Origin of the sequence: Faecalibacterium sp. DFI.5.82 (genome assembly GCF_029076575.1) — a bacterium.
Taxonomy (GTDB): Bacteria; Bacillota; Clostridia; order Oscillospirales; family Ruminococcaceae; genus Faecalibacterium; species Faecalibacterium duncaniae.
This window is the reverse complement of sequence record NZ_JARFIS010000002.1, coordinates 160,119-186,337: the sequence shown is the minus strand read 5'-3', so window position 1 is coordinate 186,337 and position 26,219 is coordinate 160,119. Positions and strand designations below refer to the sequence as shown.

The following is a 26,219-nucleotide window of genomic DNA, read 5'->3' as shown; positions in this document are numbered from 1 at the left end:
ATTGTGTTATAATTAACATGAAAAGCACAACTATTTGTAGTTCTATCTGAGAACAGAAAGGAGAACCGAGACATGGCCGATGAACAGTTCCATCTCGTCTCCAACTATGCCCCCACGGGTGACCAGCCCCAGGCCATTGAGCAGCTGGTAGAGGGCGTTGAGCGGGGCGACCGCTGCCAGACCCTGCTGGGTGTGACCGGCAGCGGCAAGACCTTTACCATGGCCAACGTGATCGCCCGGTGCAACCGCCCCACGCTGGTGCTGGCCCATAATAAGACGCTGGCGGCCCAGCTCTGCACCGAGTTCCGCTCGTTCTTCCCGGACAATGCGGTGGAGTATTTTGTTTCCTACTACGATTACTACCAGCCCGAAGCCTACATCCCCAGCACCGATACCTACATTGAAAAGGACAGCGCCATCAACGATGAGATCGACCGTCTGCGCCACTCGGCCACGGCGGCGCTTTCGGAGCGGCGGGATGTCATCATTGTGGCATCGGTGTCCTGTATCTACTCTCTGGGCGACCCCATCGATTACCGCAGCATGGTCATCAGCCTGCGGCCCGGGATGCAGATGGAGCGGGATGACCTGTGCAAAAAGCTGGTCACCCTGCAATATGAGCGGAACGACATCAATTTTATCCGCAATAAGTTCCGCGTTCACGGCGACACGGTGGATATCTATCTGGCCTACATGAGTGACCTTGCCATCCGGGTGGAGTTCTTCGGGGATGAGATCGACCGCATCACGGAGTTCAACCCCGTTACCGGCACCCGGCAGAACGTGGTGAAGCATGTGGCCATCTTCCCGGCCAGCCACTACATCGTCAGTGCCGATAAAAAGGCGGCGGCCATTGAAAAGATCCGCGCCGAGTGCGACGAGCAGGTGAAGAAGTTTACCGCAGAGGGCAAGCTCATTGAAGCCCAGCGCATCCAGCAGCGAACGAACTACGACATCGAGATGCTGACCGAGGTGGGAATCTGCAAGGGCATCGAGAACTATTCGGCGGTGCTGTCGGGCCGTGCGCCGGGCAGCATGCCCACCACCCTGCTGGATTATTTCCCGGAGGATTTTCTGCTTTTTGTGGATGAGAGTCATGTGACCCTGCCGCAGGTGCGTGCTATGTACGGCGGCGACTACGCCCGCAAAAAGACGCTGGTGGAGTACGGCTTCCGTCTGCCGTCGGCCTTTGACAACCGCCCCCTCAAGTTTGAGGAGGTGGAAAGCAAACTGAACCAGATGGTGTTCGTCTCGGCCACGCCGGGCGAGTACGAGCGCCGGAACAGCACCCGGATCGCACAGCAGGTCATCCGGCCCACCGGCCTGCTGGACCCGCTGATCTCGGTGCGGCCTGTGGAGGGGCAGGTGACTGACCTGTTGGGCGAGATCAACGCCCGCACGGCGAAGAACGAGCGTGTTCTTGTGACCACCCTGACCAAGAAGATGGCTGAGGACCTGACCGACTTTTTGACTGAGCAGGGCATCAAGGTCAAATATATGCACCACGAGGTGGATACCTTTGAACGGATGGAGATCATCAAAGATCTGCGCCTGGGCTCCATCGATGTGGTGGTGGGCATCAACCTTCTGCGCGAGGGCCTGGATCTGCCCGAGGTCAGCCTTGTGGCGATCCTGGATGCCGACAAGGAAGGCTTCCTGCGCAGTGAGACCAGCCTCATCCAGACCATTGGCCGCGCGGCCCGCAACGCCGAGGGTCTGGTCATTATGTACGCCGATGAGGTGACGGACAGCATGGAACGCGCCATCACCGAGACCGAGCGCCGCCGTGCCATCCAGATGGCCTACAATGAAGAACACGGCATCGTGCCTAAGACCATTGTCAAGGCCATTGCGGACAGCATTGAGATCAGCGATAAGGCGGAGAACGCAAAGCGGAATACCCGCCGCATGGGCAAACTGGAGCGGGAAGCTGCCATTGAGCGCCTGACCCGGGAGATGAAGGAGGCTGCCAAGCTGCTGGAATTTGAGCATGCGGCCTTCCTGCGTGACCAGATCGACCGCCTGCGCCGGGGCGAGAACCCCACCGTGGACTCGGATGCCGAGACCGAGCGCAGGCGGAACCATGCACAGACACAGAGAAGAGGGAGAAAGTACCTTGGCAAACGATAAGATCGTCATCAAAGGCGCACGGGAGCACAACCTGAAGAATATTGATCTGACCCTCCCGCGCGAAAAATTCATTGTTATGACCGGCCTGTCCGGTTCCGGCAAGTCGAGCCTTGCCTTCGATACCATTTATGCCGATGGCCAGCGCCGCTATGTGGAGAGCCTTTCCAGCTACGCCCGGATGTTCCTGGGCCGGATGGATAAGCCCGATGTGGATGAGATCACCGGCCTGTCGCCGGCCATTTCCATTGACCAGAAGACCACCAGCCACAACCCCCGCTCTACCGTGGGCACCGTGACCGAGATCTATGATTACCTGCGCCTGCTGTATGCCCGGGTGGGCGTGCCCCACTGCCCGGTGTGCGGCCGTGTCATCAGCCAGCAGACCGTGGATGAGATGGTGGATGCCGTGCTCAAGCTGGAGGACGGCACCAAATTCCAGGTGCTGGCTCCTGTGGTGCGCCAGCGCAAGGGCACGCAGCAGAAGGAGCTGGATGCCGCCCGGCGGGGCGGCTACTCCCGTGTGAGAATCGACGGTAATCTGTACGACCTGGACGAAGAAATCACGCTGGAAAAGAACATCAAGCACACAGTGGAGATCGTGGTGGACCGCCTTGCCATGCGCAAGGGCATCCGGGGCCGTCTGGCGGATTCGCTGGAAACTGCGCTGGCCCTGACCGGAGGCATCGCTGAGATCGATGTCATCGGTGGGGAGTGCATGACCTTCAGCCAGAACTTTGCCTGCCCGGAGCACGGCATCTCCATCGGGGATCTGTCGCCCCGGCTCTTCTCCTTCAACAACCCCCAGGGTGCCTGTGAGAAGTGCACGGGCCTTGGTACGTTCATGCGGGTGGACGAGGAGCGCATCCTGCCCAATAAGAACCTGTCCATCCGGCAGGGGGCCATCAAGGCCAGCGGCTGGTACTACGCCGAGGGCTCTGTCAGTGAAATGTACTACCTTGGTCTGGGTAAAAAATACGGCTTTACGCTGGACACGCCCATCAAGGATATGAGCACCGAGGCAGTGAACGCCCTGCTCTACGGCACCAACGGCGAAAAGATCGAGATGCACCGAACCAACGAGTTCGGCAGCGGTGTCTACTATAATACGTTTGAGGGCATCGTGGAGAACCTGGAGCGCCGCTTCCGGGAGACCAACAGCGAGTGGATGAAGGAAGAGATCGGCAGCTTCATGTCCGGCGTGGAGTGCCCGGACTGCCACGGCAAGCGCCTGAAGCCGGTGGTGCTGGCAGTGACCGTTGGGGATAGGAACATCAGCGAGTTCTGCGAAATGTCCATCCGGGATGAGCTGAAATTTATTGCCGAAAATGAGCCGCACCTGACCGAGAAGCAGAGACAGATCGGCGGTCAGATCATGAAGGAAATCCGGAACCGCCTGCAGTTTTTGCAGAGCGTGGGTCTGGATTACCTGACCCTGGCCCGTGCGGCTGGCACCCTGTCCGGCGGCGAAAGCCAGCGCATCCGCCTCACCACCCAGATCGGCAGTGCGCTGTCCGGCGTGCTCTATGTGCTGGACGAGCCCAGCATCGGCCTGCACCAGCGTGACAACGACAAGCTCATTGCGACCCTGAAGAACCTGCGGGACCTCGGCAATACCGTCATCGTGGTCGAGCACGACGAGGATACCATGCGCAGCGCGGACTATATCGTGGATGTGGGCCCCGGCGCGGGCGTTCATGGCGGCGAGATCGTGGCGGCGGGCTCCGTGAAGGATATCTGTAAGGCCAAGCGGAGCATCACCGGCGATTATCTTTCCGGCCGCAAGCGCATTGCTGTGCCCCAGACCCGCCGCACCGGCAATGGAAACTTCCTGACCGTGAAAGGTGCCCGGGAAAACAACCTGCGCAACATTGATGTCCGGTTCCCGCTGGGTGAGTTCGTTTGTGTGACCGGCATTTCCGGTTCCGGCAAGTCCAGCCTGATCAATGAGATCCTGTACAAGACGCTGGCCTGTGAGCTGAACGGTGCCCGCAGCCGTGCGGGCAAGTGCGACGGGGTGGAGGGCCTTGAGTTCGTGGATAAGGTCATTGGCATCGACCAGCAGCCCATCGGCCGCACGCCCCGCTCAAACCCGGCCACCTATACCGGCGTGTTCAACGATATCCGCGCCGTCTTTGCCGAGACCCAGGATGCAAAGATGCGCGGCTATGGCCCGGGCCGGTTCAGCTTCAACGTCAAGGGCGGCCGCTGTGAGGCTTGTGAGGGCAACGGCATCCTGCAGATCGAGATGCACTTTTTGCCGGACGTCTATGTCCCCTGCGAGGTGTGCAAGGGCGCGCGCTATAACCGCGAGACGCTGGAGGTAAAGTATAAGGAAAAGACCATCTCCGATGTGCTGAACATGACCGTGGAGGAGGCGGTGGTGTTCTTTGCCAACCAGCCCAAGATCGCCCGTAAGCTGCAGACCCTGCTGGATGTGGGCCTTGGCTATGTGACCCTGGGTCAGAGCGCCACCACCCTGTCCGGCGGCGAAGCCCAGCGTGTCAAACTGGCCAATGAGCTAGCCCGCCGCGGCACCGGCAAGACGGTGTATATCCTCGATGAGCCTACCACAGGCCTGCACATTGCGGACGTGCATCGCCTGATCGAGGTGCTGCAGAAGCTGGTGGATGCGGGCAACACGGTCATTGTCATCGAGCACAACCTGGATCTCATCAAGTGTGCCGATCACATCATTGACCTTGGCCCTGAAGGCGGCAGCGCCGGCGGCCTGGTGATTGCCGAGGGTACGCCCGAGCAGGTGGCCGAGGTGCCCGGCAGCTTTACCGGCCAGTACCTCAAGCCCCTGCTGGAAAAGGACAGGCAGCTGCGGGCCGCGGAAGCGGAAACTGCTGCAAAAGCAAAAAAGTAAAGCGGCGCTCATACGACGAAAATCATACTTTTCTTGAAAAAATCAGAAAAAGATGCAGAAAAGTGTTGACAAAACCCGGAAAGATGCGTATAATATCTTTTGTCGCCAATGCTTCGGTAGGGAGGCAGAGGACGATATCCGGGTGTAGCGCAGTTTTGGTAGCGCGCTTGAATGGGGTTCAAGAGGCCGTGAGTTCGATTCTCGCCACTCGGACCATAAATCCAACGATTTCACGTTAGAAATCGTTGGATTTTTTTGTTTGTGGGCTGACCTCATTTGGTTTTGACCACAATTTTGACCACAATGCCAACGATTTTATCTGGTCTAATTAGTGCCGTTCCGTCCAATTTTTAGGCCGAAAATGCCTCGCTGAACAACTGGATCGCACTCTGCCGAATGGATTCCTGAACATGGAGATAATGCTCAGTCATTTCGGTATCGGCATGGCCTACGATGCTCTGGATGGTCTGGATATCCACGCCCAACGCCTGCATCTGCGACACATAGGTGTGGCGGCAGCTGTGCGGCGTGAGCAAGCGGACATCGCCCGCTTCTTCCAGAGATTTGCGGAACACATCCCGGAAATGGGTGGGATTGCAGGGCAAGCCGGTCTTGGGGCTTTCCCAGATGAACTGATCGGTGGTATCCCGCAGCTTGATGGCACACGGGCGGACATTCAGCGGCACCGGAATATCCCGGATACTGTCTTTGGATTTCGGACTGCCGATGCTGACTGTACCTTTTACGACCTTTACTGCCTGCCGGATGTGAATGACAGAGCCATCTTCTTCAATAAACTGCGGCTCCAAAGCCAGAAGTTCCTGCATTATCAAAAACAATTACCTCCGCATGATCTATTGAAGCTCATCGTCAAAGCTGCTCTCTTACTCTTTCACAATGCGGCTCCCGCCAAACACATGCGACATTTCCATGTGCGCCAGTGCTTCGTCAATGAGAGCCACTTCTGCGGCAGACAGCACAATATCTGCTGCACCGGCGTTTTCCTGTAAACGGTTAAGTTTCCGGGTGCCGGGGATTGGTACGATATAAGGCTTTTTGCACAGCATCCACGCCAGTGAGATCTGGGCAGGTGTTGCATTTTTCTCGGCGGCAAGACGGTGTAACAGTTCCAGCAGGGCGCGGTTCTGGTCAATGCTGTCTGGCTGGAACTGCGGCATGACGCTGCGGTAGTCCGTGCCTGCTTCAAACTTGGAAGTCTTATCGTATTTGCCGGAGAGAAAACCGTTTGCAAGCGGCGAGAATGCCACATAACCAATGTGCAGTTCTTCCAGAACCGGGAACAGGCTTTCGTACCAGCGGGCCATCATGGAGTAACGGTTCTGGATGGCCGTTACCGGGCAGACTGCGTGTGCTCGGCGGATGGTCTCCTCGGTGGCTTCCGAAAGGCCCCAGTGAGTGATCTTGCCCTCCCGAATCAGGTCAGCCATTACACCGGCCACTTCCTCAATGGGCACCTTGGGGTCAAGCCGATGCTGATAATACAGGTCAATATGGTCGGTGTCCAGCCGCTTGAGGGAGGCATCTACCGATGCACGGATAACTTCCGGGCGGGAATCCGGCACCAGCGGCTTGTTGACTGCCGTACTGGTCATGTCAAAATGGATGCCGAACTTGGTCGCCAGAACGATTTTATCTCGGTAGGGTTTCAGGGCAGCACCCACCAGTTCCTCGTTGTCGTGGGGATTATCCGGTGTGCCGTAGACTTCGGCGGTGTCAAAGAACGTATAGCCCATACCCACGGCCTGCGCCAGCAGTTCGGTCATTTCCTTCTTGTTGGCAGGTGCGCCGTAGGCATGGCTCATGCCCATACAGCCCAGACCAACAGCAGAAACGGTTAGGTCATTGCCCAAAGTACGATATTCCATGTTAAGATTCCTCCTTATTTGCAAAAACACTTTCCAGCCATGCGGCGTAATCGTTCACCCAGCCGCCATCCGAGCCAAAGCCGTGGGGCCAGCCATTCAGCACGATGCGTCCGGTGGAAATGCCCATATTCCGAATCACATCATACTGCTGCTGGAATTGGCGGTAGAAGGGGTCCTCCGTGCCGTAAACGTAGAATGTTGGCGGCAGATCACCCTCGGCCAGCCAGTCCGGGTCCATGTTGCCCACGCTGAGCCGCCCATAGAACGAATAGATCATGCCCGCCGCCGAAGCGTGAGCCGGAACAGCATCCAGCGCATCGGGTACATAGCTTTCATCCAGAGCAGTGCAGTCCATTTTTTCGTCATAACAGTTTCCTCACGGTTTCAGGTGTTTTCTTCCCAGAACGCTACGGCATGATCGAGCCAGCCTTCGGCAGAGGTGCCGGTGCCCAAGCCAAAACCGTGGGCAAGGCCCGGAAAGACTTCGATCTTGGCAGGGGTGCCCTGAGAGCGGATGGTTTCAATGCGCCAGCGCATCACGCGTTCGTCTGCGATGTAGTCCCGGTCACCCACACAGGCATAAGTGGGCGGCTCGTTGCCGTAGACTTCCCCAAGCCCGGTGTACTGCATGATGACGGCTCCCGGCTGCGGATACGCCTGTTCACCGAAGGATGCCGTGCCGTAGCTGCCCAGCCACGCCGCCATCCGTGCCCCGGCAGAACCGCCCCAGAGGGAGTAGCCGCTGGTGTCTACTTCCAGTTCCTCCGCATGGGTAAAGACAAATGCAATGGCCCGTGCCAGATCTTCGCAGGCGGTCTGTGCGCCGGGGCGGTAGATGAGCGCAAAAGCGTTGTACTCCTTGCGGGAAAGTTCCAGTGCATGAGGAAAGCTGTCCTGCATGGCCCCCACATACGCAAACGCACCGCCTGCGTTGCAGATGGCAAATTTTGCGCCGGGATTACCCTTGAAGTAGAATAAGCCGGTGTCAGCTTTGTCCGGGTCAGCGGCTTTTTCGTCCTCGGTGTAAATATCGTAAAAGATGGTCTGCCCGTCCGCTGCACGCTGGCGCAGGGTGTTGCAGATGTCCACTGTTTCGTCCGGGTCGATGTTGTTATAGTAGGTAAGATGCAGCTGCTCCAGCGTGTCGCCGCTGTAATAAGAGCGTTCCACAGGGAAGATCAGCCGCCCATAATCACCGAAAACCGGGTCATTCCGTACGGTTTCGATGGGCGTGGTGCGGGTATAAGTTTGGGTGGTCGTTTGCATAGAATCCTTTCTTTCCGGGGTGGAGGAACTGGGTGCAGCACCTGCCCGGCAGCCTGCCAGAAGCAGCCCTGCACCCGCCAGAAGTTTTGTGAATTGCCGTCGGTTCAAAATTTCTCTCCTATCACTTGTGTTTGGAAACGATCCAGTTCAGAATATCGGCATCATCAAAGACAACATTTGCGGCAGCATGGTAGACGTGAAGCCCCTTCGCATCGAAAAAGGCGTTATCCGGGGTCTGCATTTGCAGCACGGTGTCGATTTGTTCATCCGTCCAGCCTGCGGCGGCGTACGGCTCTATTCTTCCACAAGCATAGCTTGTGGTTTTCTATATGAATGGGAAAGCCGGGACGTTTCCGTCCCGGCTTTCCCTGCAACAAAGAAGGAGAAATATGGAACACTTCCTCAATGATGGAAATTTGTGAAGATAGCAGGTTCTTTTTCGGGCAGGCCGATCTGTTGCTTGCCTATCTGGATACTCTTCATCAAAAAGGCCATGTTGCGGCCAAGGGTGCGCATGGTCTGCAAGCCCTCGGCATCTTTCTTGACCTCCTCGGCAGAGCCGCCGTAGACCATGTTCCAATACTGGCTGCTGGCCACTGGCATCCCACACATGGTAAAATATTTGTTCAGCACATCGTAGGAAGCAGTGTTGCCGCCGCGCCGACAGGTCACGACCGAAGCACCCACTTTCATGGTCTTGTCGATGTTCAGGGTACTGAAGAACAGGCGGTCCATAAAGGAGATCGCGCCGCCTGCCGGGGAACCAAAGTACACCGGTGCGCCAATGACAAAGGCATCGGCTTCAGCCAACTTGGGGGCTACTTCGTTGACAATATCATCAAAGACGCACTTGTTGGAGCCGGTGCTGTGGCAGCGGCGGCAGGCGATGCAGCCCCGGATGTCCTTGTTGCCCACATGGACGATCTCGGTTTCAATGCCCTCGGCTTCCAGCGTATTTGCCAGTTCGGTCAGGGCCGTAAAGGTGCAGCCGTTGGGCCGCGGACTGCCGTTGATGAGCAATGCTTTCATACAAACATTCTCCTTTTGATTTCAAAAATTACCGCAAGAGAAAATTCTCCTCACACAAAAGCTCTACTTACAGGTTCAGGCCATTTACCCAGCTTGTAATGTCAGCTTCACTGCTGCCGCGGCTGAACCGCTGGCCGTCCAGCCAAGTGCCGGCGTCCGCTAATTCTGCCAGCAGCTCACCGCTCTGACCGATGCCGGAGGAAGTCGAAGTGCAGAACGGAATGACCGTTTTGCCGGTGAAGTCATTGACGGCAACAAAGCTGCTCATGGGCCATGCGGCAATGCCCCACCAGATGGGGTAGCCGATGAACACGGTGTCGTAATCGTCCCAGCCGTCCACATTGGTGCTTTCCAAAGCCACAGCACGAAGGCCCTCGTCGTTGTGTTCACGGGAAACGCGGCTGTCATTGTTCGTCCAGTTCAAATCATCGGAGGTGTAAGGGTCAGACGGAACGACTTCAAACAGGTCAGCACCCACGGTGTCGGCGATGGCCTGCGCCACACCTTCCGTCGTGCCGGTGGCGGAGAAATACACCACCAGCGTTTTGCCCATAGTCGTTACCGTGCTGGTAGCTTCCGAAGAAGCAGCCGCGCTGGATGCGGCTTCACTGGAAGCGGCAACAGACGATGCCGCCGAGGAAGCCACAGAAGAACTGCTCACACTGCTAGCGGAATTGCCGGAGCAGGAAGCCAGCAGCAGGGCGGCAGCAGATGCGCCGGCAACCTGCAAAAACTGGCGGCGGAAAATTTTATTCTTCATCTTATTCATCTGCATTTACCCTTTCATCTGGTTCATTTTCCGCAAAAAACTCTCCGCACCCAGCTACAAACTGCTTGAAATTTACTTCTGATCGTCCACGGGAGGAAACATGGTGGCGAATGCCGCCAGCTTATCCTCCGTGACCTCATAATACCGTTTATCCTTGTTCAGCGTGGTGATCTCCTGCATTTCTGCATCGGTCAACGCAAAATCGAACACATCGAAGTTGTCGTGGATGTGGGCCGGGTTCTTGGAGCCGGGAATGACCACATTGCCTGCCTGAATGTGCCAGCGCAGAATAATTTGCACGTTGCTCTTGCCGTACTTTGCTGCAAGGCGGGTGAACAACGGCTCTTCCAGCAGGCCCTTGTCAGCGTGGCCCAGCGGATACCATGCCTGAATCACCATACCATTCTCGGCGAGGAAGGCTTTCAGTTCTTTCTGCTGGGCGTAGGGGTGAACTTCGGTCTGGAGGATGGTGGGCTTGACTTCGCAGATGCTCAGAATTTCTTTGATCTGCTCCTCGTTGAAGTTGGACAGACCGATGGCACGGACTTTGCCCTCCTTGTAAGCCTTTTCCATCAGGCGATAACCGGCAACGTAATCACCGGCAGGCTGGTGAATGAGCAGCAGGTCGATGTAGTCGGTGTCCAGACGTGCCAGCGTCTTGTCCACAGCATCGGCATCGGTGTAGAAGCTGGGCCACAGCTTGGTTTCGAGGAAAATTTCCTCCCGCTGCAAGCCGGACTTCTTCATGGCGCGGCCCACGGCTTTTTCGTTGCAGTAGGCGTTGGCGGTGTCGATCAAGCGGTATCCGTTCTGCAAGGCGCTGACGCAGGAGGCCTCTGCCTCGTCCGGGGTCAAAAGAAATGTGCCAATACCGGCCATGGGCATTTTCACGCCGTTATTGAGAGTTGCGTATTCCATAAAAGATTCCTCCTTAAATGTTCTTTCCAAGTTTCGTGGCTTCGTTTTTATTGGTCGCCATGCCGCCGTAGGTCATGCCATGCTCCTTATTTCAGTTTTTGATATTCTTCTTCACTCACTGGTTCACACCACTGACTGCGACAGTTTTCTCCAGGTACTTCCACAGCCAGATGGGAGAACCAGCTGTCCGGCGCAGCGCCGTGCCAGTGCTTTACACCGGGCATAATGTTGATCACATCGCCGGGGTGCAGCTCCTGCGGCTCTTTGCCCCATTCCTGATAGTAGCCCCGGCCTGCCACGCAGACGAGGATCTGCCCGCCGCCCTTGTGGATATGCCAGTTGTTGCGGCAGCCGGGTTCAAAGGTCACATTGAAGATTTTGACCTGCTCCGTGGAGACTGGCGCAAGATAGCTCTGCCCGCTGAAATACTGTGCAAAGCCGTCATTGGGCGCGCCGATGGGGAAGACCATACTGTTCTGGTGCAGCTGCTTTTCATCAGTGTTTTCCGCATCTGCCCAGATGTCCTTTGCCATTCGGAATGCCGCCCAAGCCTTGGGCCAACCCGCATAAAACGCAGCGTGCGTCAGGATTTCCGCAATTTCACTGCGGGTTATTCCGTTTTCCTTGGCCATTTGCAGATGATGTCCGAAAGAGGTATCCGTCAGCCCCTGCGCCATCAGTGCTGTCACGGTGATGAGGGAACGGTCGCGTGCAGAAAGCTCGCTTTCCCGGCTCCAAACCTCACCGAAAAGAACATCATCATTGAGCTGTGCGAACTTCGGCGCAAATTCACCAAGCACATCTCTGCCTGCTGTAATTTTCTTCATGGTCACTTGCACTCCTTCAAAATTTCGTAAATCTCGTCATGGCTCAGCTTTTTGCAGCAGCCGCCGGTCAGCACGGTGGAATCGGCCACAGCCTTGAGGTCGGTGTCGGCAGGGATGCCCAGTTCTGCAAAGGTGGTGGGCATCCCGATCTCCTTGATGAAGGCCGCCAGAGCCTCCACGCCAGCCTGTGCCAGTTTCAGCTCGGATTTGCCCGCCGGGTCGATGCCCCAGACGTTCTGTGCAAAGCGGGCGAAACGTGCGGTGTTGGCCGGGAGCAGGTGACGGTACAGCACCGGGTGAATGACAGCCAGACCAGCACCGTGGTTGCAGTTGGTGTAGGCACCCAGCTGATGCTCGATCATGTGACACTGGAAGTCGGTGACCTTGCCGATTTTCAGGATGCCGTTTTCGGCCATAGCCGAAGCCCATGCCAGCTCGCTGCGGGCCTCGTAGCTGTCCTTGTCGGTCAACAGGACGCGGATGTTGCGGATGACGCTGCGCATGACGGCTTCGTTGATGTCATCGGAGAGGTTGTTCTCGTCCGGCTTGCCGAAGTAAGTTTCCATCGCGTGGCTCAGGGTGTCGAACGCACCGGAAATGACCTGCTTCATGGGAACGGACAACGTGTAGGTGGGGTCGAGGAAAGCAAAGTCGGCCTGTGCACCCCACAGAGCCCCCTTAATCTTCTTTTCCTCATGGGTGATGACCGCGCCGTTGTTCATCTCGGAGCCGGTACCGAACACCGTGACGATGGTGCCCAGCGGGATGAACGCAGTGGGACGAGTATGCTTGGTGTTTTCCAGCTCCCACAAATCTTCGTCCACCTTGGCCTGTGCGGACACCACCTTGCAGCAGTCGGACACGGAACCGCCGCCCACGGCAAGGATCAAATCCACATGGTTCTCACGGGCCAGCTTTGCACCCTCCTGCACCTTGGCGTAGGTGGGATTGGGCATGATGCCGGGAAACTCCACGATGTGCTTACCCTCGGCGTTCAGAATACCGACGATTTCATCATAGACACCATTGTGCTTGATAGAACCGCCGCCGTAGGCCAGCATCACGGTATCGCCGTAGTGCTCCAGCAGACAGCCCAGATATTCCTTCACGCCACCCTTGCCGAAATAAACCTTGGTCTTGTTTTCAAATAGAAAATTGTTCATAGCCGTTACACTCCTTTATATAAAATTGGGAAATCAGACGTTTTTGCCCATCTCGTAGGCTTCCTTCATGGCCGGGGAGGACATCACCTCGCCAGGCCGATATACGCCGGTGCCGTAGATGACCCCCTTTTCCTTGGCACCATTCAGGCAGGCGGTAAAGCCCCGGAAACACTCCAAGGTGCAGGCCATGGCAGCACGGTTATCGTCCGCGCAGGTCATGATGAAATAGAACTCCTTGTTCGGAATGTTCGTCCACCGGGCAAGGCTGCGGTCGATGATGATCTTCATCTGTGCATCAATGGAGTAGAAGTACACTGGGCTTGCCATCACGATAACATCTGCCGCCTGCATTGCGTCCAGAATTTCGCTCATGTCATCGTTCAGGGCACACTTGCCGCCGTGGTCGCGGCAGTAATAGCAGGCATTGCAGGGCACAATCTTCTTGCTGCGCACGAAGATCTTTTGCACTTCGTTGCCGCTCTCCTGCGCACCACGCATAAACTCACTGCACAGCAGGTCGGAGTTGCCGTCCTTGCGGGGACTGCCGGACAAAATCAAGACTTTCTTCATTGGTCGTTCCTCCTTTGAGGTACTCTCTTTTTCTGGTTCCAGTATAGCGCAAGTCTGCATTTCCCGGAATCTCCACTTTGTTCACTTGTTTGAACTCAAAGGTTCAAACAACCCGCTTGACCCCCTGATTGTAACACTTAGAGTCAGCTTTAGGTCAAGTGCATCTTTTGTAAAAAGAAAAAGCCACTGCATGATTTCTCATGCAGCAGCTTCTCGTTGCAGTGGCGTATCAGCGATACAATTCCTTGCTGGCTATTTTAGCCGCATCCAGAAAACGCTGAACGGCAGGTGTTGGATTCGGGGAGTGCAGGATACCATAGGGGATACCGTAATCCCAATCTACTGGAATCACTTTCAGCAATGGGTGGACATTGGCCCAGCCCGGAATTGCCAGCAGCACATCGTTGGTGTTTTCGCAGCGGTTGAAGATGTCCATGCTGTAAAATTCAAAATCCACGATGTTTACTTGTGGATGGTGCTGCCATAAATCATCCCGCAGTTCATCTACATAGTGGCTCCATCCACGGTGCATCAGCAGTAGATTTTCGCCGTACAGGTCTGTGATCTGCAAGCGGTCTTTTGCCGCAAGTTTATGATGGATGGAAACCGCGCAGTAAAACGGCCTGCGAACCAGTTCCAGACCGGCACATTTGCGCAGATGCAGCATCGTTTCATCAAAGATGCCGCCTACTACATCAATGTTCGTGCCGAGGTTCGCCAGAATTTCCCGTGCATTTTCCGGGGTGTTTTCAAAAGGCACAATCTGGAATTTGATGTCCGGGCAGATGGTCTGCACTTTCGACCACAGTTCCATGAGCAGCTGGGCAGGTGTCATGGGAGAGGAACCAATGCGGATGACGTTGGAATCCTCCTGCATTGCGTTCCGGGCACGAATGACAGAATCATGGCAGTATTGAATGATGTACTTGGCATCCTGATACATGGAACGGCCTGCTTTGGTCAGTGTTAGTCCCCGGCGAGTACGCTTGAACAGCTTGACACCAAGGGAATCTTCCAATAGGTTGATCTGCTTGATGATGGCCGTTGGCGTGATGTAGCTTTCCTCTGCCGCCTTGTTGAAGCTGCCTGCATCCGCCACACGGATGAAGGTTTCCAGCTGATGATTGTACATGAAAACACCTGCCCTTCGGAGATTTCTATAAGAATAGGATAACATCCGATTGTGTTAAAATCAAGAAGTGTTCCAGCGAGATAAGCGGTATGCGATTGTAGCAAGCAGGGCATTCGTCTATGCGACAATAAAGCAAAAAGCTTTAGGCTTGACCCCCTCTTCTTTGCGGATCTTTCTGATCCGTTCTCCAACAAGGGATGCTAGTTCGGCTGGTTCAGATTCAGGCTGATCTTTCGCTTTTTTCACAGAGAACACCTCATTTGCGGGCAATCATCAGATGCCACGGAACGTAAAGGTGAACTCCACAGGCTTGGTTACATCAGGAATATACTCCGGGTGGACATTGGCACCCCAGCTGTCATCGCCGCCAACGCCCATCTGCTCGCCCATAGCACGAATCACCGTGTAATGGACCGGGGGCAGCTCGTAGGGATGCTTGGCACTCTCTATTTCATGGGGAGTGTAGGGCAGCGCAGAGAAGAACATGGGCTTTGCGGCATCTGCGGTAAACAGCAGCCCGCGACCCTTGCGGTCCACTACCTTTGCCCAGCGCACAGCGGTCTTTGCACCGCACTCCTGCGGCACAAGGTACTGCGCCATGTTGTCTGCGACCTTGTTCTGGTAAATGCCCAGCTTGGCACCATGCTGGCGATCCCAGTAGGTCTCCGCAGGGCCGTTTCCGTACCACTCCACCGTGTCGTAGTCAGCGTCGATCTTGAACAGTACGCCGAACTCCGGCATTGCTGCAAGTCCTTCCACCGGGTCATAGTGCAGGGTGGTCTGGATGCGGCCATCACCGAACACACGGTACTGCAGGCTGCACTCTGCTGCGGGGCTGGTCTGGAGGTTATAGAGATAGGTCACGACTACGCTGTCGGCTTCCACCTCGCAGGTGGGGTTCTGGAGGATGGTGCCGCCATGAACAGACGGAATCTCCTTGCCGATGCCCTTGGCGGTAGCGTACAGGCTTGCCAGCTTCCACTGACCGCGAACGCCGCCCATGTTGTTGCCGCAGTCGTTGTCGGTGGGAGCGCGCCAGAAGTTGGGCCGGGGGATCTCCTGAATCATCTCCTTGCCGGCATAGCGGTAGGAAGTCAGGCCGCCGTTCAGATCGGAGAACAAAACATCGAAATTCTCACCCCGGACACCGATGTTGTGTGTACCGTGCGTAACGGTAAACGGCGTGACCTTCTTGCTGGGAGTGGAACGGACCACAGCGATCACACCCTGTCCAAAGGTGACTTCATGGCCCTTCTTTGCCCAGCTGGTGTCCTCCTTCAAACGGAAGCTGATGGTCACTGCATATTCACCGGGGAGCGCAGGAACCATAAACGGCAGCGGGAAGCTGGAACGCTCTTCGGGAGCAACATCAATATTGGTCAGTTCCTGCTGCTGATACAACTTTCCATCACGATGCAGCAGTGCAACGCAGTCGAAAGCATCCGTAGAGGTGAACAGGTTCTTGTTCCAGACTTCGAAGCCAGAGTTGTCGATGGAAATGGCGATGTTCTGATAGCAGAACTTGACCTCCTGCATCTTGGGAGAAGGAGCACGATCACCACCGTAGGCAATGCCGTTTCCGCTGAAATTATAGTCGGTAGGACGCTCACCGAAGTCGCCGCCGTAGGCTTGGAACCACTTGCCGTAGCGGTCTTTTTTCCAGATGGACTGGTCGATGTAATCCCAGATGAAGCCGCCCTGATAGCCGCAGTCCTTCTGGTCGGCAAGTTCCGTGTACTTGTGCAAAGCACCGTTGGAGTTGCCCATAGCATGAGAATATTCGCACTCGATATAAGGCCGCTTATCGCCCTGTGCCAGATACTCTTTAATGTCCTTCACAGTGCTGTACATATGGCTCTCGATATCGGTGGTTTCGAGGAAGCGGGGATCATTGACCACACCTTCGTAATGCACCAGACGGGTGTCATCAAAGCGGCGGACCATCTCTGCCATCTGGAGCAGGGTCTCACCACCAAACGATTCGTTGCCCAGAGACCAGATCAGAACAGCAGGATGATTTTTGTCACGCTGGTAAGTGGAATTCATGCGGTCAAACAAGACAGCTTTCCACTCCGGCTTATCGTTGGGCAAAACGCCCTCGATGCCGCGAATGCCAGCCTGATGAATATCCCATGTGCCATGGGATTCCAGATTGTTCTCTGCGATCAGATACAGACCATACTCGTCGCACAGGTCGTACAGCGCATCCTGATTCTGGTAATGGCTGGTGCGGATGGCATTGATGTTGTTCTGCTTCATGGTGATGATATCCCGAAGCAGCTCCTCATGGGTGTGTACGCCCACAGCACGACCCGTAATGGAGCTGAACTCATGACGGTTGGCACCCTTGAACACGATGCGCTTGCCGTTGAGCAGCATCCGATTGTTCTTCAACTCGAACTTGCGGAAACCGACTTTCTGCCCAGTCACCTCTACCAGATGGCCTGCATCGTCCAGCAGCTCGATTTCCAGTTCATACAGAGCCGGGTCCTCTGCACTCCACAGGTGGGGGTTCTCCACCGCATGGCTGAACAGAACAGAGCCGCCGTTCAGCGGGATTTTTTCGGAGAACACTTCCAGCTCACTGCGGCGCAGGGTCAGACGGGCCGCGCCATTTCCCTCTACCTGCAGTGCAACTTCCAGCGTGGAATGCGTAAAATCATCCCCGGCAAACAGCGTTTTGACGGATACATCTTCCAGATGCACGGTGGGGATGGCGTACAGCCACACGCTGCGGAAGATGCCGGAGAAGCGGAAGAAGTCCTGATCTTCGCACCAGCTGGAGGAAGTCCACTTGAACACCTGCACAGCAAGTTTGTTCACGCCCGGCTGGAGATAGGGAGTCAGATCGAATGCGTGTGCGGAGAAGCTGTCCTCGGTGTAACCCACATAAGACCCGTTCAGCCAAAGAGCCATGCCGCTTTCCACACCCTCGAACTCGATGTGGACGGGCTTGCCCTGCATGGATTCCGGCAGCTCGAAGTATTTTACATAGCTTGCCACCGGATTGAACCGCTGCGGGATCTCACCCGGCTGTACTTCTTCACGGCCATCCCACGGATACTGAACATTCGCGTACTGGGGAATGTCGTAGCCCTCCATCTGGATGTGTGCCGGAACATGAATGTCATCCCAGCCGCTGCAATCGTAATCCGTCTCTTCAAAGCCGGGGATGGCACTGGTGTAGTTCTTTGCGTAGGCGAATTTCCAGATACCGTCCAGCTTCAGCGCAAGCGAAGATTCTCCTGCCAGATATTCTTCGCGGGAAGCGTAAGTACGGAAACTTGCATGAGCATTCAGCACGTTTTCCTTGAAAAAGGTGGGGTCTTTTACTTTTGTAAAATCAAATGCAGCCATAGTATTTCCTCATTTACCTTTTATAATTTTATAATATTTCTCCAGCCTCCCCCGGAGGAATCGTTGGATTCCTCCGGGGAACAGCAGATGAAGGAGAAATGATAATGGCTTGTGATCAGACTGCTGCACGCAGTTTTTCATTTGCTTCTTCGACCTTCATACGAGAGAGAATGAAGGTGATGATGGCATCCAGAGCAAACGGAATCACCAGATACATGATTTTCAGCATCGAGATACAGGAATCCGGCTGAACGGTCAGAGCGCTGTCAAAATGGCTTGCAGCCAGCAGCCAGCCGGTGATGGCAGTACCCAGACCGCCGCCCAGCTTCACACCGAGAGAAGTGCAGGAGTACATCGTGCCATCCACGCGCTTATGCTTCGTCAGCCAAGTATATTCAGAGCAAGCAGCAATCGCAGCGTTCATATCGCCCTGCCAAGGACCCTGACCAAGAGCTGCGATTGCAGTAAAGAGCAGCATCAAGGTCACATTGCCGCTGCCCATGTAACCAGCCACAGCAACCAGTGCACGAGAAATCGTTGCCAGAGTATAGCTCATTACATTCAGCTTATACATTCCATTCCACTTTGCAACCAGGGTCGGGGTGAACACCAGTGCGATGATCAGAGGAATGTTGATTGCCCAAGAGAATACACCGAACAGATTCTGGTTGCCAAGGATGTAGGTTGCATAGTAGGTGCCCATGCTGATCATGGCACCGTAGATCTGCTGCAAAATGTAGGTGACGCAAATCATCATATAAAATTTGTTACCAGCAAGCAGCTTTGCAGCCTGAACCAGATTGTACTTTTCGTCCTGCTCGATTTCCTTTTTGTTGGTGGTATCCACCAATTCGCCTTCCGGCAGTTCCTTCACGGAGAAAACGGAGAGGGTGTTGACAAGCAGACCGATGATGGCGTAGATGATTGCAACAGTGCGCCAACCGGCAGCACCACCGCCCAATGCCGTAACAGCACCCAGCGTGATGGACTGGATGAGCAGGCTGGTGGCAAAGGCGAACATGAAACGCCAAGAACCCATCTCGACCTGTTCGGCACTGTTCTTCGTGACGAGAGCAGTCAGTGCAGAGTAAGCAATGTTGTTGGCAGTGTAGAATACAGCGTTCAGCAGAGTATATGCGATCAGGAACCATGCGTACTGTGCAAACTGTCCCAGATTGGTCGGGATGGCGAAAATTGCCACCAGCGTAATGGCACAGCCAATGTAGCCGTACAGCATCCAAGGACGGGCTTTGCCCATCTTAGAATGCGTTTTGTCAATCAAAGAACCAAAGAAAATGTCCGTCACACCATCCAGCAGCTTGGAAACTGCAATCAGAGTGCCGACAATACCGGGGTTCAGGCCAATGGTGTTGGTCAGATAGATCATGACGAAGGAGGACAGGAATGCATACACCACGTTGCCTGCAATATCGCCTGAACCATAGCCGACTTTATTATACCACTTTAGATAACGTTTCCCAGTCATTGTGCTTTCTCCCATCTTGCATGTTTTGTGTGGGCGCGACCAATCTGCTGCGCACTTCAGACTGGAATTCTCATTACGCAAGTTGCCCAAATCTCTTGCGTTTCGTCTGAAAATATTATAGAATCTAATGGAACGAAAAGATATAGACAAGATGAAACAAAATATGCACAAAATCAAAGAGTTTGTGATTTTTTGATAGAACATTTCCCAAATCACTGTAAAATCTCTGAAGATGAGGAGGACGCAGGGATGTATTTCAACTCAGGATATTTGCACAACTCCCGTTTGGATTTCAAAGACTACTCAAAGCCGCTGGTCGTAGGCAGCTGCGGCACTTATCGCTTGAAAAAACGCCCTAAGCTGCCTACTTTTTGGGCAAAGGGTCGCAGAGACTATCAAATCCTCTATGTGGCATCTGGTAAAGCACACTTCTGGTTCGATGGTGTTGAGGAAGTGGTGACTTCTGGACACATGGTGCTTTATCAGCCGAAAGAAATCCAGAAGTATGTCTACTATGTAGAAGATCATCCAGAGGTGTTCTGGATTCACTTTACAGGATATGATGTCAAAAACATCCTGAACTATCACGGAATACCCTTGGATAAGCACGTTTTTTACAGCGGCACACTGCCGGATTACAAAATGCTGTTCCGAAAGATCATCCGGGAACTGCAACAATGTGAATATGGCTATGAAGACTATATTGCTTCTCTCTTCAACATCATTCTGTTTTTAGTAAGCAGGCAACAGCAGGAAAGCGAGAAAACAACTACAAGCATCCCCGAAGAAATCGAAGCCGCCGTTGCCTACTTTAACGAGAATTATAATACAAAGGTCAGTGTGGACGATTACGCAGAATCGCTGCATATCAGTACGAACTGGTTTATCCGTAATTTTAAGCAGTACATGAAAATAAGCCCTGCACAATACATCCTGTCCCTTCGGATGGTAAATGCACAAAGCTTATTGGAGAACACCGAATACAATATTGGAGAAATTGCAGAGATCGTAGGGTATGATAACCCACTCTATTTTAGCCGGGTATTCAAGAAAGAGTATGGTGTCAGTCCGGCACAGTACCGAAAGAATCTGGAGGAATCTACTGAAAAATGAGAAAGATTCCTTATAAATAAGGAGAGTAGAACCGTGCCGATAAAAAATGCGATCCACAGCCAACAAGTCTACGACCCAACGGATGAATCCATCATGGCAGAGCGGGAACTTTGCATGGAGCGGCTGTATGCTTATTGAAAAAGTGGTATCTACCATTTTTTACTTTAGGGAGCAGTGTCAGTTCTTCTAGCCTCATACTGGATAATGCAATGCTCCTATGAAGAGCCTCATACAATCGGTTGGCTCAATGCAAATATGTCCTCCTTTGTGGAGTTCATCAACACGCTGTCATAAGCACGGAGTTCCCCTGCGAACCAAACATTCCGATATAAAAAGGACGCTGCCGCCTCTGGGTGAGAGGTTGCAGCGTCCTTTTGACATCAGAGGGCGAATGATCTGTCAGACCGAACGGTTCCCAATGAATGCGATGCTTTTAGCTTGCGTTTTCCTGTTCGTCAAGAATGCGCCAGCCGTCCATCAGGTCTGAATTTTCCATAATAAAGGTGTGGGCGGTATCCTGTCCCCACGAGTTGTCGTATTTCAGCATCAGATAATCGCTCAACTCGGTTCGATTTTTGAACTTCAACAAGCGATACGGCTCCTGAAAAGCGACCTTTTCAACGAAATATACTGCATCCGATGTGGGAAGCATAACGCCGACATGACCGATCATAAGAGAATTGTCCGTTTCAGAGAATTGGTCGTGCAGGACTACGGAGACAAGACGAATCTTATCATCGTCCACGAAGGAGAGACCGCGTTTCTTCCATTCCTGCTGAATCGTTTTCAAATGGGTAGGAATATCGGTCGTATTAGTGGTTTTAACTGGGGCGAACAGCGCATCAAATTTTTGCCGTTCATCGCCGCAAAGGGATTCTGGGTCAGAATCCAGTGTTTCATAGTCCATAAACAGGGTGTCCTCGGCTGAGTCAAGGTCTGCCTTGCCCGTGACAGTGATAAAATCACCGAACAGCCCACAAGCGGTAATCCGACAGTTCCAGCCGGGGAAGGTATCGTATTTTTCTGTCCATGCGTCCTGCATGGAGTAAGGATCGTATTTCAGATCCGAAGGCTTGGCATTTTCAAACCCTGTGGTGAGCCATGCCGGGTCCACAGCATTGTTGAACTTTTGCACATGATCAAAGAAGGTCTGTATCCGTAGGTCGGATACGCCGGCATCCTGCAAAAGCTTGGAAAGAAGAGCTTGTGTATCCGAATCTGCCAAATTGGAGTATTCAATTTGCTGAAGGACGGGCTGAGAAGTTTTTTGAGTGCAGCCTCCTGCCAGAAGCGCACCGCAAAAAAGTGCAGCGGTGCAGACAAGAAAAGTTCGACGTTTCAAAAATGGTCACCTCGTTGTGTTTTTTGGAAAGTTTCTTTGAGTGCCGGAGTCTCAACCATAAGCGAAGAGAGCAACGCCGTTGGTCTCGTAACGAATGGTATCACAGATAAACAAAGAAAATCAATGACTTCTGTCGTATTTGACCATATATAATGTTGGCAGTATCCATATCCCATACGGCTAACGCCCATTTGGGGAAAGACAATGCGGCAGTTTTCTGAACGATTTTCTTCATGTCGGACACAACAGGAGTATACCCAAGTTGGAATAAGAATTTTCCGTTTTTTCCGAATAGAAGGTTCAAATCGCTTTCCAGATAGACGGAGGATACCAACTTGCGAAGCGCGGCACGGCAATCCCATAGATTTCCCCATGCTGCAGTGGGAGTTTGAAGAAACGTCTCGCCCACATTATAATAGGCCGTAATCGTGATGTGCGTGAGGCTTTCCTCTGTATAAGATTTGTAGAGCCAGGAAGATCCATATGGCATCTTTTCCAGACCGATTTCACAGAGATAATGCTGCTCTTCTGAGATGTGTTTCTTCTTTTTCATACATTCTTTCGCTTGTATAATGTCGGGCAGATGTTCTTCGGCGGGGCTTCTTCCAAGAAAAATCACTCGTGAAGATTGAAACGGGAGTTTTACGGTACGCAGTGCCAGCAAGCAGGCTTTTTCTTTGCCGGGATTTATGCTATACTTATTAAATCAAATCAATGGGCAGGAGGAACCAGCGTGGAGGATTACCGCACCATCCGGGGCACGGCCACCGGCGAATATGAGGAAAAGAAGAGCCGCTTTATTGCGCAGCTCTCCTTTGCGGACAGCGAGGAAAAGGCGGTGGCCTTTTTGGAGCAGGTGCGGGCAGCCAACCGCACGGCCCGGCACAATGTCTATGCCTACCGCCTGCGGGAGGGCAACCGGGAGCGCTACTCCGATGACGGTGAACCGGCCAAGACGGCGGGAACCCCGGCGCTGGAAGTACTGCAGCACAGCGGATTGACCGACCTTGTCGTGGTCATCACCCGGTACTTTGGCGGCGTGCTGCTGGGCACCGGCGGCCTGGTGCGGGCCTATACCACCGCCACCGCCCGCGCGTTGGAAGCTGCCGAGGTGGTCACGGTACGCAGTGTGGTGGAGTTGGAAGTGACGGTGGACTACTCGCTCTATGAGCGGGCGGCGCTGCTCATCCAGGCGGCGGGGGCAAAGCTTGCAGACCCCCAGTTCACCGATCGTGTCACCCTGCGCTGGCAGATGCCCGAGGGTACGGAGCCGCCCTTGCTGGAGCAGCTCCGGGAGTTGACCCGGGGCGGTGCACAGGTAAGTGTGTCACAGCCGTTCTACGCTCCGTTCTGACCTACAAACTGACTGCCTGCCGTTATGACACAGACTTCCCTGCGGGGAAGGCTGGGGAGCGGCAGCAAGATCGAGAAGTTTTATTCGTTCTAAGACAAATACTTTCCCCCTTCGACAGGGCGGGTGTGCTATACTTGCCGCAGACGCGGCATGGGGATCGGCTGCGCCGTGCGAGAGGAGGGGGAGAAAACAGAAAGTGAGGGTTCCTGATGGATGTACGACAGCGCACCGAAGAGATCGAGCGGCTGACCTTGGCCTCCTGGGCAACATTCAGCGATGCCAGCCGGGGCCGGGTGAGACCCGAAGAGCAGGACCCTATCCGTCCGGTGTTCCAGCGGGACCGTGACCGGATCATCCACTGCAAGGCGTTCCGGCGGCTCAAGCAGAAAACGCAGGTGTTCCTCTCGCCGGAGGGCGACCTCTACCGCACCCGGCTCACCCACACGCTGGAGGTAGCGCAGATCGCCCGCACCATCGCCCGCGCCCTGCGCCTCAACGAGGATCTGACCGAGGCCATCAGCCTGGCCCATGACCTGGGGCACACGCCCTTTGGCCACGCAGGGGAGAGCGCATTGGACAAGCTCTGCCCGGAGGGATTCCGGCATTATATGCAGAGCCTGCGTGTGGTGGACAAGCTGGAAAAGGACGGCAGGGGCCTGAACCTGACCTGGGAGGTGCGCAACGGCATCGTGACCCATACCAAGGGCACCTGGGCGGCTACCCCGGAGGGACGCATCGTCCGCATGGCGGATCAGATCGCCTTTGTGAACCACGATATCGAGGATGCCGTGCGTGCCGGTGTGCTGGACCCGGCCACCCTGCCCAGAGAATGCACCGCCGTGCTGGGTGAGACGAAGTCTCAGCGCATTACCACCATGATCAACAGCATCCTGCGCAGCAGCGAGGGGGATGTGCAGGTGGGCGCAGAGGAAAACGAAGCCTTCCTGGCCCTCAAGGATTTCATGTACCGCACCGTCTATGTGGATCGCAGCGCCAAAAAGGAAGAACAGAAGGTGGAAAAGGTGCTCACCGAGCTGTATGAGTATTACCTGACCCACATCGAACAGATGTCCAACTTCTACCTGCAGCTGGCCTATCAGGAAGGACGCGACCGCGCAGTGACGGACTATATCAGCGGCATGAGCGATGAATTCGCCATCCGTACCTTTGAGGATGTCTTTGTGCCCCGCAAGTGGCATGTGTTATAAAAGGAGCATCGGAATACCAAAATGATCCCACACGAATATATTGAGGAACTGACCCGCCGCACCGATATCGTGGATGTGGTGGGCAACTATGTCCAGCTCAAGCGGAAGGGGCGGCTGTACGGCGGCCTGTGCCCCTTCCACAGCGAAAAGACCCCCTCGTTCTACGTCTACCCGGATACCCAGAGCTTTTACTGCTTTGGCTGCGGCGTGGGCGGCGATGTCATCCACTTCGTCCGCCGCATCAACAGCATCGACTACACCGAGGCGGTCAAGATGCTGGCTGCCCGCGCGGGAATGCCGGAGCCGCAGGAGGACGACAAGACGGGCCGTCTGCGCAGCCGCATCCTTTCTATGAACAAGGAAGCCGCGCGGTACTTCCACGCCTGCCTGAATTCCACGGTCGAGGAAGCCCGGCAGGCCCGGGCTTACTGGCGGCGGCGCGGTCTGGACGACAAGACCATCGTCCGGTTCGGGCTGGGCTATGCACCGGATGACGGGCAGGGGCTGTACCAGTATCTGCGCGATAAGGGGTACAACCAGCAGGAGCTGGATGCCAGCGGGTTGTTCAAGCGCAGCCAGTCGGGCCGGATCTACTGCCTGTTCTGGAAGCGGGTGATGACCCCCATCTTTGACCTGCGGGGCAACATCATTGCCTTTGGCGGGCGTGTGCTGGACGATTCCAAACCCAAGTACGTCAACAGCCCCGAGACACTGGTCTACCACAAGTCGGATACCGTGTTCGCACTGCAGATCGCCAAGAAGAGCGCTTCCCGGCGGTTCGTTCTCTGCGAGGGTTACATGGACGTTATTTCCATGCATCAGGCGGGGATCGACACGGCGGTCTGCGCCTGCGGCACGGCCCTGACTCCGGATCAGGTAAAGCTCATCAGCCAGTACGCGGAGGAAGTCATTCTGAGCTACGACTCGGATGAGGCCGGCCAGAAGGCCACCCTGCGCTCGCTGGAACTGTTCCGCAACAGCCCGGTCAAGGTGGGCGTGCTGCAGATCCCGGGTGCAAAAGATCCGGATGAGTACATCAAAAAGTATGGCTCCGAGCGGTTCAAGGCACTGCTGGACGGCGTGGGCAACGCGCTGGACTTCCGGCTGGGGCGGCTCAAGAACAAATACGACCTCAAGCAGGATGCCCAGCGGCTGGAATATGTCAAAGAAGCCGTGAATATGCTGGCGGAGCGCTCCAACCCCACCGAGCAGGAGGTCTACGCCGGGCGGCTGGCTGAGGAAACGAACATCTCCAAGAACGCCATTATGACCCAGCTTGCCGATGCAGTAAAGCGCTCCAACAGCAAACGCCGGTGGGCGCAGAATCAGGCACGGCTGCAGTCCGGTGAGATGCACCAGATCAGCGTGCCTTACAGTGCGGGCGGCTCTCAGGCGCTGGGGGTTGCCTCGGCAGAACAGCGGCTGCTGGCCGCCATGCTCCGGGAGCCAAGCTATATCCCGCAGGTGCGGGCCCAGCTCAGCCCGGAAAAGTTCGTTCTGCCCCAGCAGAAGGAGCTGTACGAAGCGTTTCTGCAGTGCCAGGAGCAGGGAATCGAAATCAGCCTTTCCACCCTGCGCCCCTTTGTGAGCGAAGAGGCGCTGAATGAGCTGAGCCGCCTTGCGGCACAATACAGCGATGTGAACTGTACGCCGGACGATATCCGGCTCTATCTGGACCGCATTGCCCGGGGTACCCCTGTGGCAGGCAAGGCGGCCGAAATGTCCAATGATGATTTGATACGGTATCTCCAGTCGATGCGAGAAAAGAAGCAGGGCACAGACCCTGCGGACGACTGACCG

23 protein-coding genes and 1 tRNA gene are annotated in these 26,219 nt (G+C 55.0%); 7 read left to right on the top strand and 17 right to left on the bottom strand.

The window, feature by feature from the left end; translation table 11 throughout:
• The first annotated feature begins 72 nt into the window (after positions 1-72).
• From uvrB to P0G09_RS04465, 3 genes are all read left to right on the top strand, one after another.
• Positions 73-2,130, top strand: a complete 2,058-nt coding sequence (gene uvrB / locus P0G09_RS04475) for an excinuclease ABC subunit UvrB (RefSeq protein ID WP_275252046.1) — start codon at positions 73-75, stop codon at positions 2,128-2,130.
• Positions 2,117-4,999 (top strand): excinuclease ABC subunit UvrA, encoded by a 2,883-nt coding sequence (gene uvrA, locus P0G09_RS04470; RefSeq protein WP_275252045.1) that lies wholly within the window; start codon positions 2,117-2,119, stop codon positions 4,997-4,999. Before uvrB ends, uvrA begins: the two co-directional genes overlap by 14 nt.
• 138 nt (positions 5,000-5,137) lie before the next feature.
• A tRNA-Pro gene (locus tag P0G09_RS04465) sits at positions 5,138-5,215 on the top strand.
• A gap of 134 nt (positions 5,216-5,349) precedes the next feature.
• Here P0G09_RS04465 and P0G09_RS04460 read toward each other — a convergent pair.
• The 15 genes from P0G09_RS04460 to P0G09_RS04390 all read right to left on the bottom strand — a co-directional run bounded on the left by P0G09_RS04460 (position 5,350) and on the right by P0G09_RS04390 (position 19,402).
• The gene (locus tag P0G09_RS04460; RefSeq protein WP_275252174.1) at positions 5,350-5,826 is read right to left on the bottom strand and encodes a site-specific integrase; all 477 of its coding nucleotides are present in this window, start codon (positions 5,824-5,826) and stop codon (positions 5,350-5,352) included.
• 57 nt (positions 5,827-5,883) lie between these two features.
• Positions 5,884-6,885, bottom strand: coding sequence for an aldo/keto reductase (locus tag P0G09_RS04455; protein WP_275252044.1), 1,002 nt, complete (start codon positions 6,883-6,885; stop codon positions 5,884-5,886).
• A gap of 1 nt (position 6,886) precedes the next feature.
• Positions 6,887-7,240 (bottom strand): hypothetical protein, encoded by a 354-nt coding sequence (locus P0G09_RS04450; protein ID WP_275252043.1) that lies wholly within the window; start codon positions 7,238-7,240, stop codon positions 6,887-6,889.
• A 29-nt stretch (positions 7,241-7,269) separates the two neighbouring features.
• The gene (locus P0G09_RS04445; protein WP_342760517.1) at positions 7,270-8,259 is read right to left on the bottom strand and encodes an alpha/beta hydrolase; all 990 of its coding nucleotides are present in this window, start codon (positions 8,257-8,259) and stop codon (positions 7,270-7,272) included.
• Between the two features lie 13 nt (positions 8,260-8,272).
• Positions 8,273-8,401, bottom strand: a complete 129-nt coding sequence (locus P0G09_RS04440) for a hypothetical protein (protein WP_275252042.1) — start codon at positions 8,399-8,401, stop codon at positions 8,273-8,275.
• Between the two features lie 152 nt (positions 8,402-8,553).
• A complete protein-coding gene (locus P0G09_RS04435; protein WP_097801422.1) occupies positions 8,554-9,180 on the bottom strand; it encodes a flavodoxin family protein in 627 nt (208 codons plus the stop codon).
• Positions 9,181-9,247: 67 nt separating this feature from the next.
• Positions 9,248-9,940, bottom strand: a complete 693-nt coding sequence (locus P0G09_RS04430; protein WP_275252041.1) for a flavodoxin — start codon at positions 9,938-9,940, stop codon at positions 9,248-9,250.
• 81 nt (positions 9,941-10,021) lie between these two features.
• Complete coding sequence (locus P0G09_RS04425) at positions 10,022-10,867, bottom strand: aldo/keto reductase (protein ID WP_207686352.1); 846 nt, start codon at positions 10,865-10,867, stop codon at positions 10,022-10,024.
• A gap of 86 nt (positions 10,868-10,953) precedes the next feature.
• Positions 10,954-11,694, bottom strand: a complete 741-nt coding sequence (locus P0G09_RS04420) for a carboxymuconolactone decarboxylase family protein (RefSeq protein ID WP_275252040.1) — start codon at positions 11,692-11,694, stop codon at positions 10,954-10,956.
• 2 nt (positions 11,695-11,696) lie between these two features.
• Positions 11,697-12,857, bottom strand: a complete 1,161-nt coding sequence (locus P0G09_RS04415) for an iron-containing alcohol dehydrogenase (RefSeq protein ID WP_275252039.1) — start codon at positions 12,855-12,857, stop codon at positions 11,697-11,699.
• A 33-nt stretch (positions 12,858-12,890) separates the two neighbouring features.
• Complete coding sequence (locus P0G09_RS04410; RefSeq protein ID WP_015538303.1) at positions 12,891-13,427, bottom strand: flavodoxin family protein; 537 nt, start codon at positions 13,425-13,427, stop codon at positions 12,891-12,893.
• A 229-nt stretch (positions 13,428-13,656) separates the two neighbouring features.
• Positions 13,657-14,559 (bottom strand): LysR family transcriptional regulator, encoded by a 903-nt coding sequence (locus tag P0G09_RS04405; protein WP_097801426.1) that lies wholly within the window; start codon positions 14,557-14,559, stop codon positions 13,657-13,659.
• A 117-nt stretch (positions 14,560-14,676) separates the two neighbouring features.
• On the bottom strand, positions 14,677-14,805 hold the full coding sequence (locus P0G09_RS04400; RefSeq protein WP_275252038.1) for a hypothetical protein: 129 nt from the start codon (positions 14,803-14,805) through the stop codon (positions 14,677-14,679).
• Positions 14,806-14,832: 27 nt separating this feature from the next.
• Positions 14,833-17,916, bottom strand: a complete 3,084-nt coding sequence (locus P0G09_RS04395; protein ID WP_275252037.1) for a glycoside hydrolase family 2 TIM barrel-domain containing protein — start codon at positions 17,914-17,916, stop codon at positions 14,833-14,835.
• A gap of 115 nt (positions 17,917-18,031) precedes the next feature.
• Positions 18,032-19,402, bottom strand: a complete 1,371-nt coding sequence (locus P0G09_RS04390) for a glycoside-pentoside-hexuronide (GPH):cation symporter (RefSeq protein ID WP_275252036.1) — start codon at positions 19,400-19,402, stop codon at positions 18,032-18,034.
• A gap of 249 nt (positions 19,403-19,651) precedes the next feature.
• Here P0G09_RS04390 and P0G09_RS04385 point away from each other — a divergent pair, with 249 nt between their 5' ends.
• A complete protein-coding gene (locus P0G09_RS04385) occupies positions 19,652-20,515 on the top strand; it encodes an AraC family transcriptional regulator (RefSeq protein WP_156065494.1) in 864 nt (287 codons plus the stop codon).
• A 433-nt stretch (positions 20,516-20,948) separates the two neighbouring features.
• On the opposite strand, the gene P0G09_RS04380 is transcribed toward P0G09_RS04385, so the two are convergent.
• A complete protein-coding gene (locus P0G09_RS04380; protein WP_242699270.1) occupies positions 20,949-21,857 on the bottom strand; it encodes a DUF4300 family protein in 909 nt (302 codons plus the stop codon).
• A 100-nt stretch (positions 21,858-21,957) separates the two neighbouring features.
• Positions 21,958-22,521, bottom strand: coding sequence for a hypothetical protein (locus tag P0G09_RS04375; protein WP_275252035.1), 564 nt, complete (start codon positions 22,519-22,521; stop codon positions 21,958-21,960).
• Between the two features lie 69 nt (positions 22,522-22,590).
• Here P0G09_RS04375 and P0G09_RS04370 point away from each other — a divergent pair, with 69 nt between their 5' ends.
• The 3 genes from P0G09_RS04370 (at position 22,591) to dnaG (ending at position 26,216) form a co-directional block, all read left to right on the top strand.
• Positions 22,591-23,211: a YigZ family protein gene (locus tag P0G09_RS04370; protein ID WP_117504766.1), complete on the top strand. Its 621-nt coding sequence runs from the start codon at positions 22,591-22,593 to the stop codon at positions 23,209-23,211.
• 209 nt (positions 23,212-23,420) lie between these two features.
• Positions 23,421-24,419 (top strand): deoxyguanosinetriphosphate triphosphohydrolase, encoded by a 999-nt coding sequence (locus tag P0G09_RS04365; RefSeq protein ID WP_156060749.1) that lies wholly within the window; start codon positions 23,421-23,423, stop codon positions 24,417-24,419.
• Between the two features lie 21 nt (positions 24,420-24,440).
• Positions 24,441-26,216, top strand: a complete 1,776-nt coding sequence (gene dnaG, locus P0G09_RS04360; protein WP_005930570.1) for a DNA primase — start codon at positions 24,441-24,443, stop codon at positions 26,214-26,216.
• Positions 26,217-26,219: the final 3 nt, after the last annotated feature.

What these genes read in the sequence shown, in the direction of transcription:
- P0G09_RS04415 (WP_275252039.1), bottom strand. Translation starts at nt 12,857, where the DNA reads ATGAACAATTTTCTATTTGAAAACAAGACCAAGGTTTATTTCGGCAAG.
- P0G09_RS04425 (WP_207686352.1), bottom strand. Translation starts at nt 10,867, where the DNA reads ATGGAATACGCAACTCTCAATAACGGCGTGAAAATGCCCATGGCCGGT.
- P0G09_RS04420 (WP_275252040.1), bottom strand. Translation starts at nt 11,694, where the DNA reads ATGAAGAAAATTACAGCAGGCAGAGATGTGCTTGGTGAATTTGCGCCG.
- P0G09_RS04410 (WP_015538303.1), bottom strand. Translation starts at nt 13,427, where the DNA reads ATGAAGAAAGTCTTGATTTTGTCCGGCAGTCCCCGCAAGGACGGCAAC.
- P0G09_RS04385 (WP_156065494.1), top strand. Translation starts at nt 19,652, where the DNA reads ATGTATTTCAACTCAGGATATTTGCACAACTCCCGTTTGGATTTCAAA.
- P0G09_RS04390 (WP_275252036.1), bottom strand. Translation starts at nt 19,402, where the DNA reads ATGACTGGGAAACGTTATCTAAAGTGGTATAATAAAGTCGGCTATGGT.
- P0G09_RS04430 (WP_275252041.1), bottom strand. Translation starts at nt 9,940, where the DNA reads ATGAAGAATAAAATTTTCCGCCGCCAGTTTTTGCAGGTTGCCGGCGCA.
- dnaG (WP_005930570.1), top strand. Translation starts at nt 24,441, where the DNA reads ATGATCCCACACGAATATATTGAGGAACTGACCCGCCGCACCGATATC.
- P0G09_RS04455 (WP_275252044.1), bottom strand. Translation starts at nt 6,885, where the DNA reads ATGGAATATCGTACTTTGGGCAATGACCTAACCGTTTCTGCTGTTGGT.
- P0G09_RS04365 (WP_156060749.1), top strand. Translation starts at nt 23,421, where the DNA reads ATGGATGTACGACAGCGCACCGAAGAGATCGAGCGGCTGACCTTGGCC.
- P0G09_RS04395 (WP_275252037.1), bottom strand. Translation starts at nt 17,916, where the DNA reads ATGGCTGCATTTGATTTTACAAAAGTAAAAGACCCCACCTTTTTCAAG.
- P0G09_RS04460 (WP_275252174.1), bottom strand. Translation starts at nt 5,826, where the DNA reads ATGCAGGAACTTCTGGCTTTGGAGCCGCAGTTTATTGAAGAAGATGGC.
- P0G09_RS04435 (WP_097801422.1), bottom strand. Translation starts at nt 9,180, where the DNA reads ATGAAAGCATTGCTCATCAACGGCAGTCCGCGGCCCAACGGCTGCACC.
- uvrB (WP_275252046.1), top strand. Translation starts at nt 73, where the DNA reads ATGGCCGATGAACAGTTCCATCTCGTCTCCAACTATGCCCCCACGGGT.
- P0G09_RS04405 (WP_097801426.1), bottom strand. Translation starts at nt 14,559, where the DNA reads ATGTACAATCATCAGCTGGAAACCTTCATCCGTGTGGCGGATGCAGGC.
- P0G09_RS04450 (WP_275252043.1), bottom strand. Translation starts at nt 7,240, where the DNA reads ATGGACTGCACTGCTCTGGATGAAAGCTATGTACCCGATGCGCTGGAT.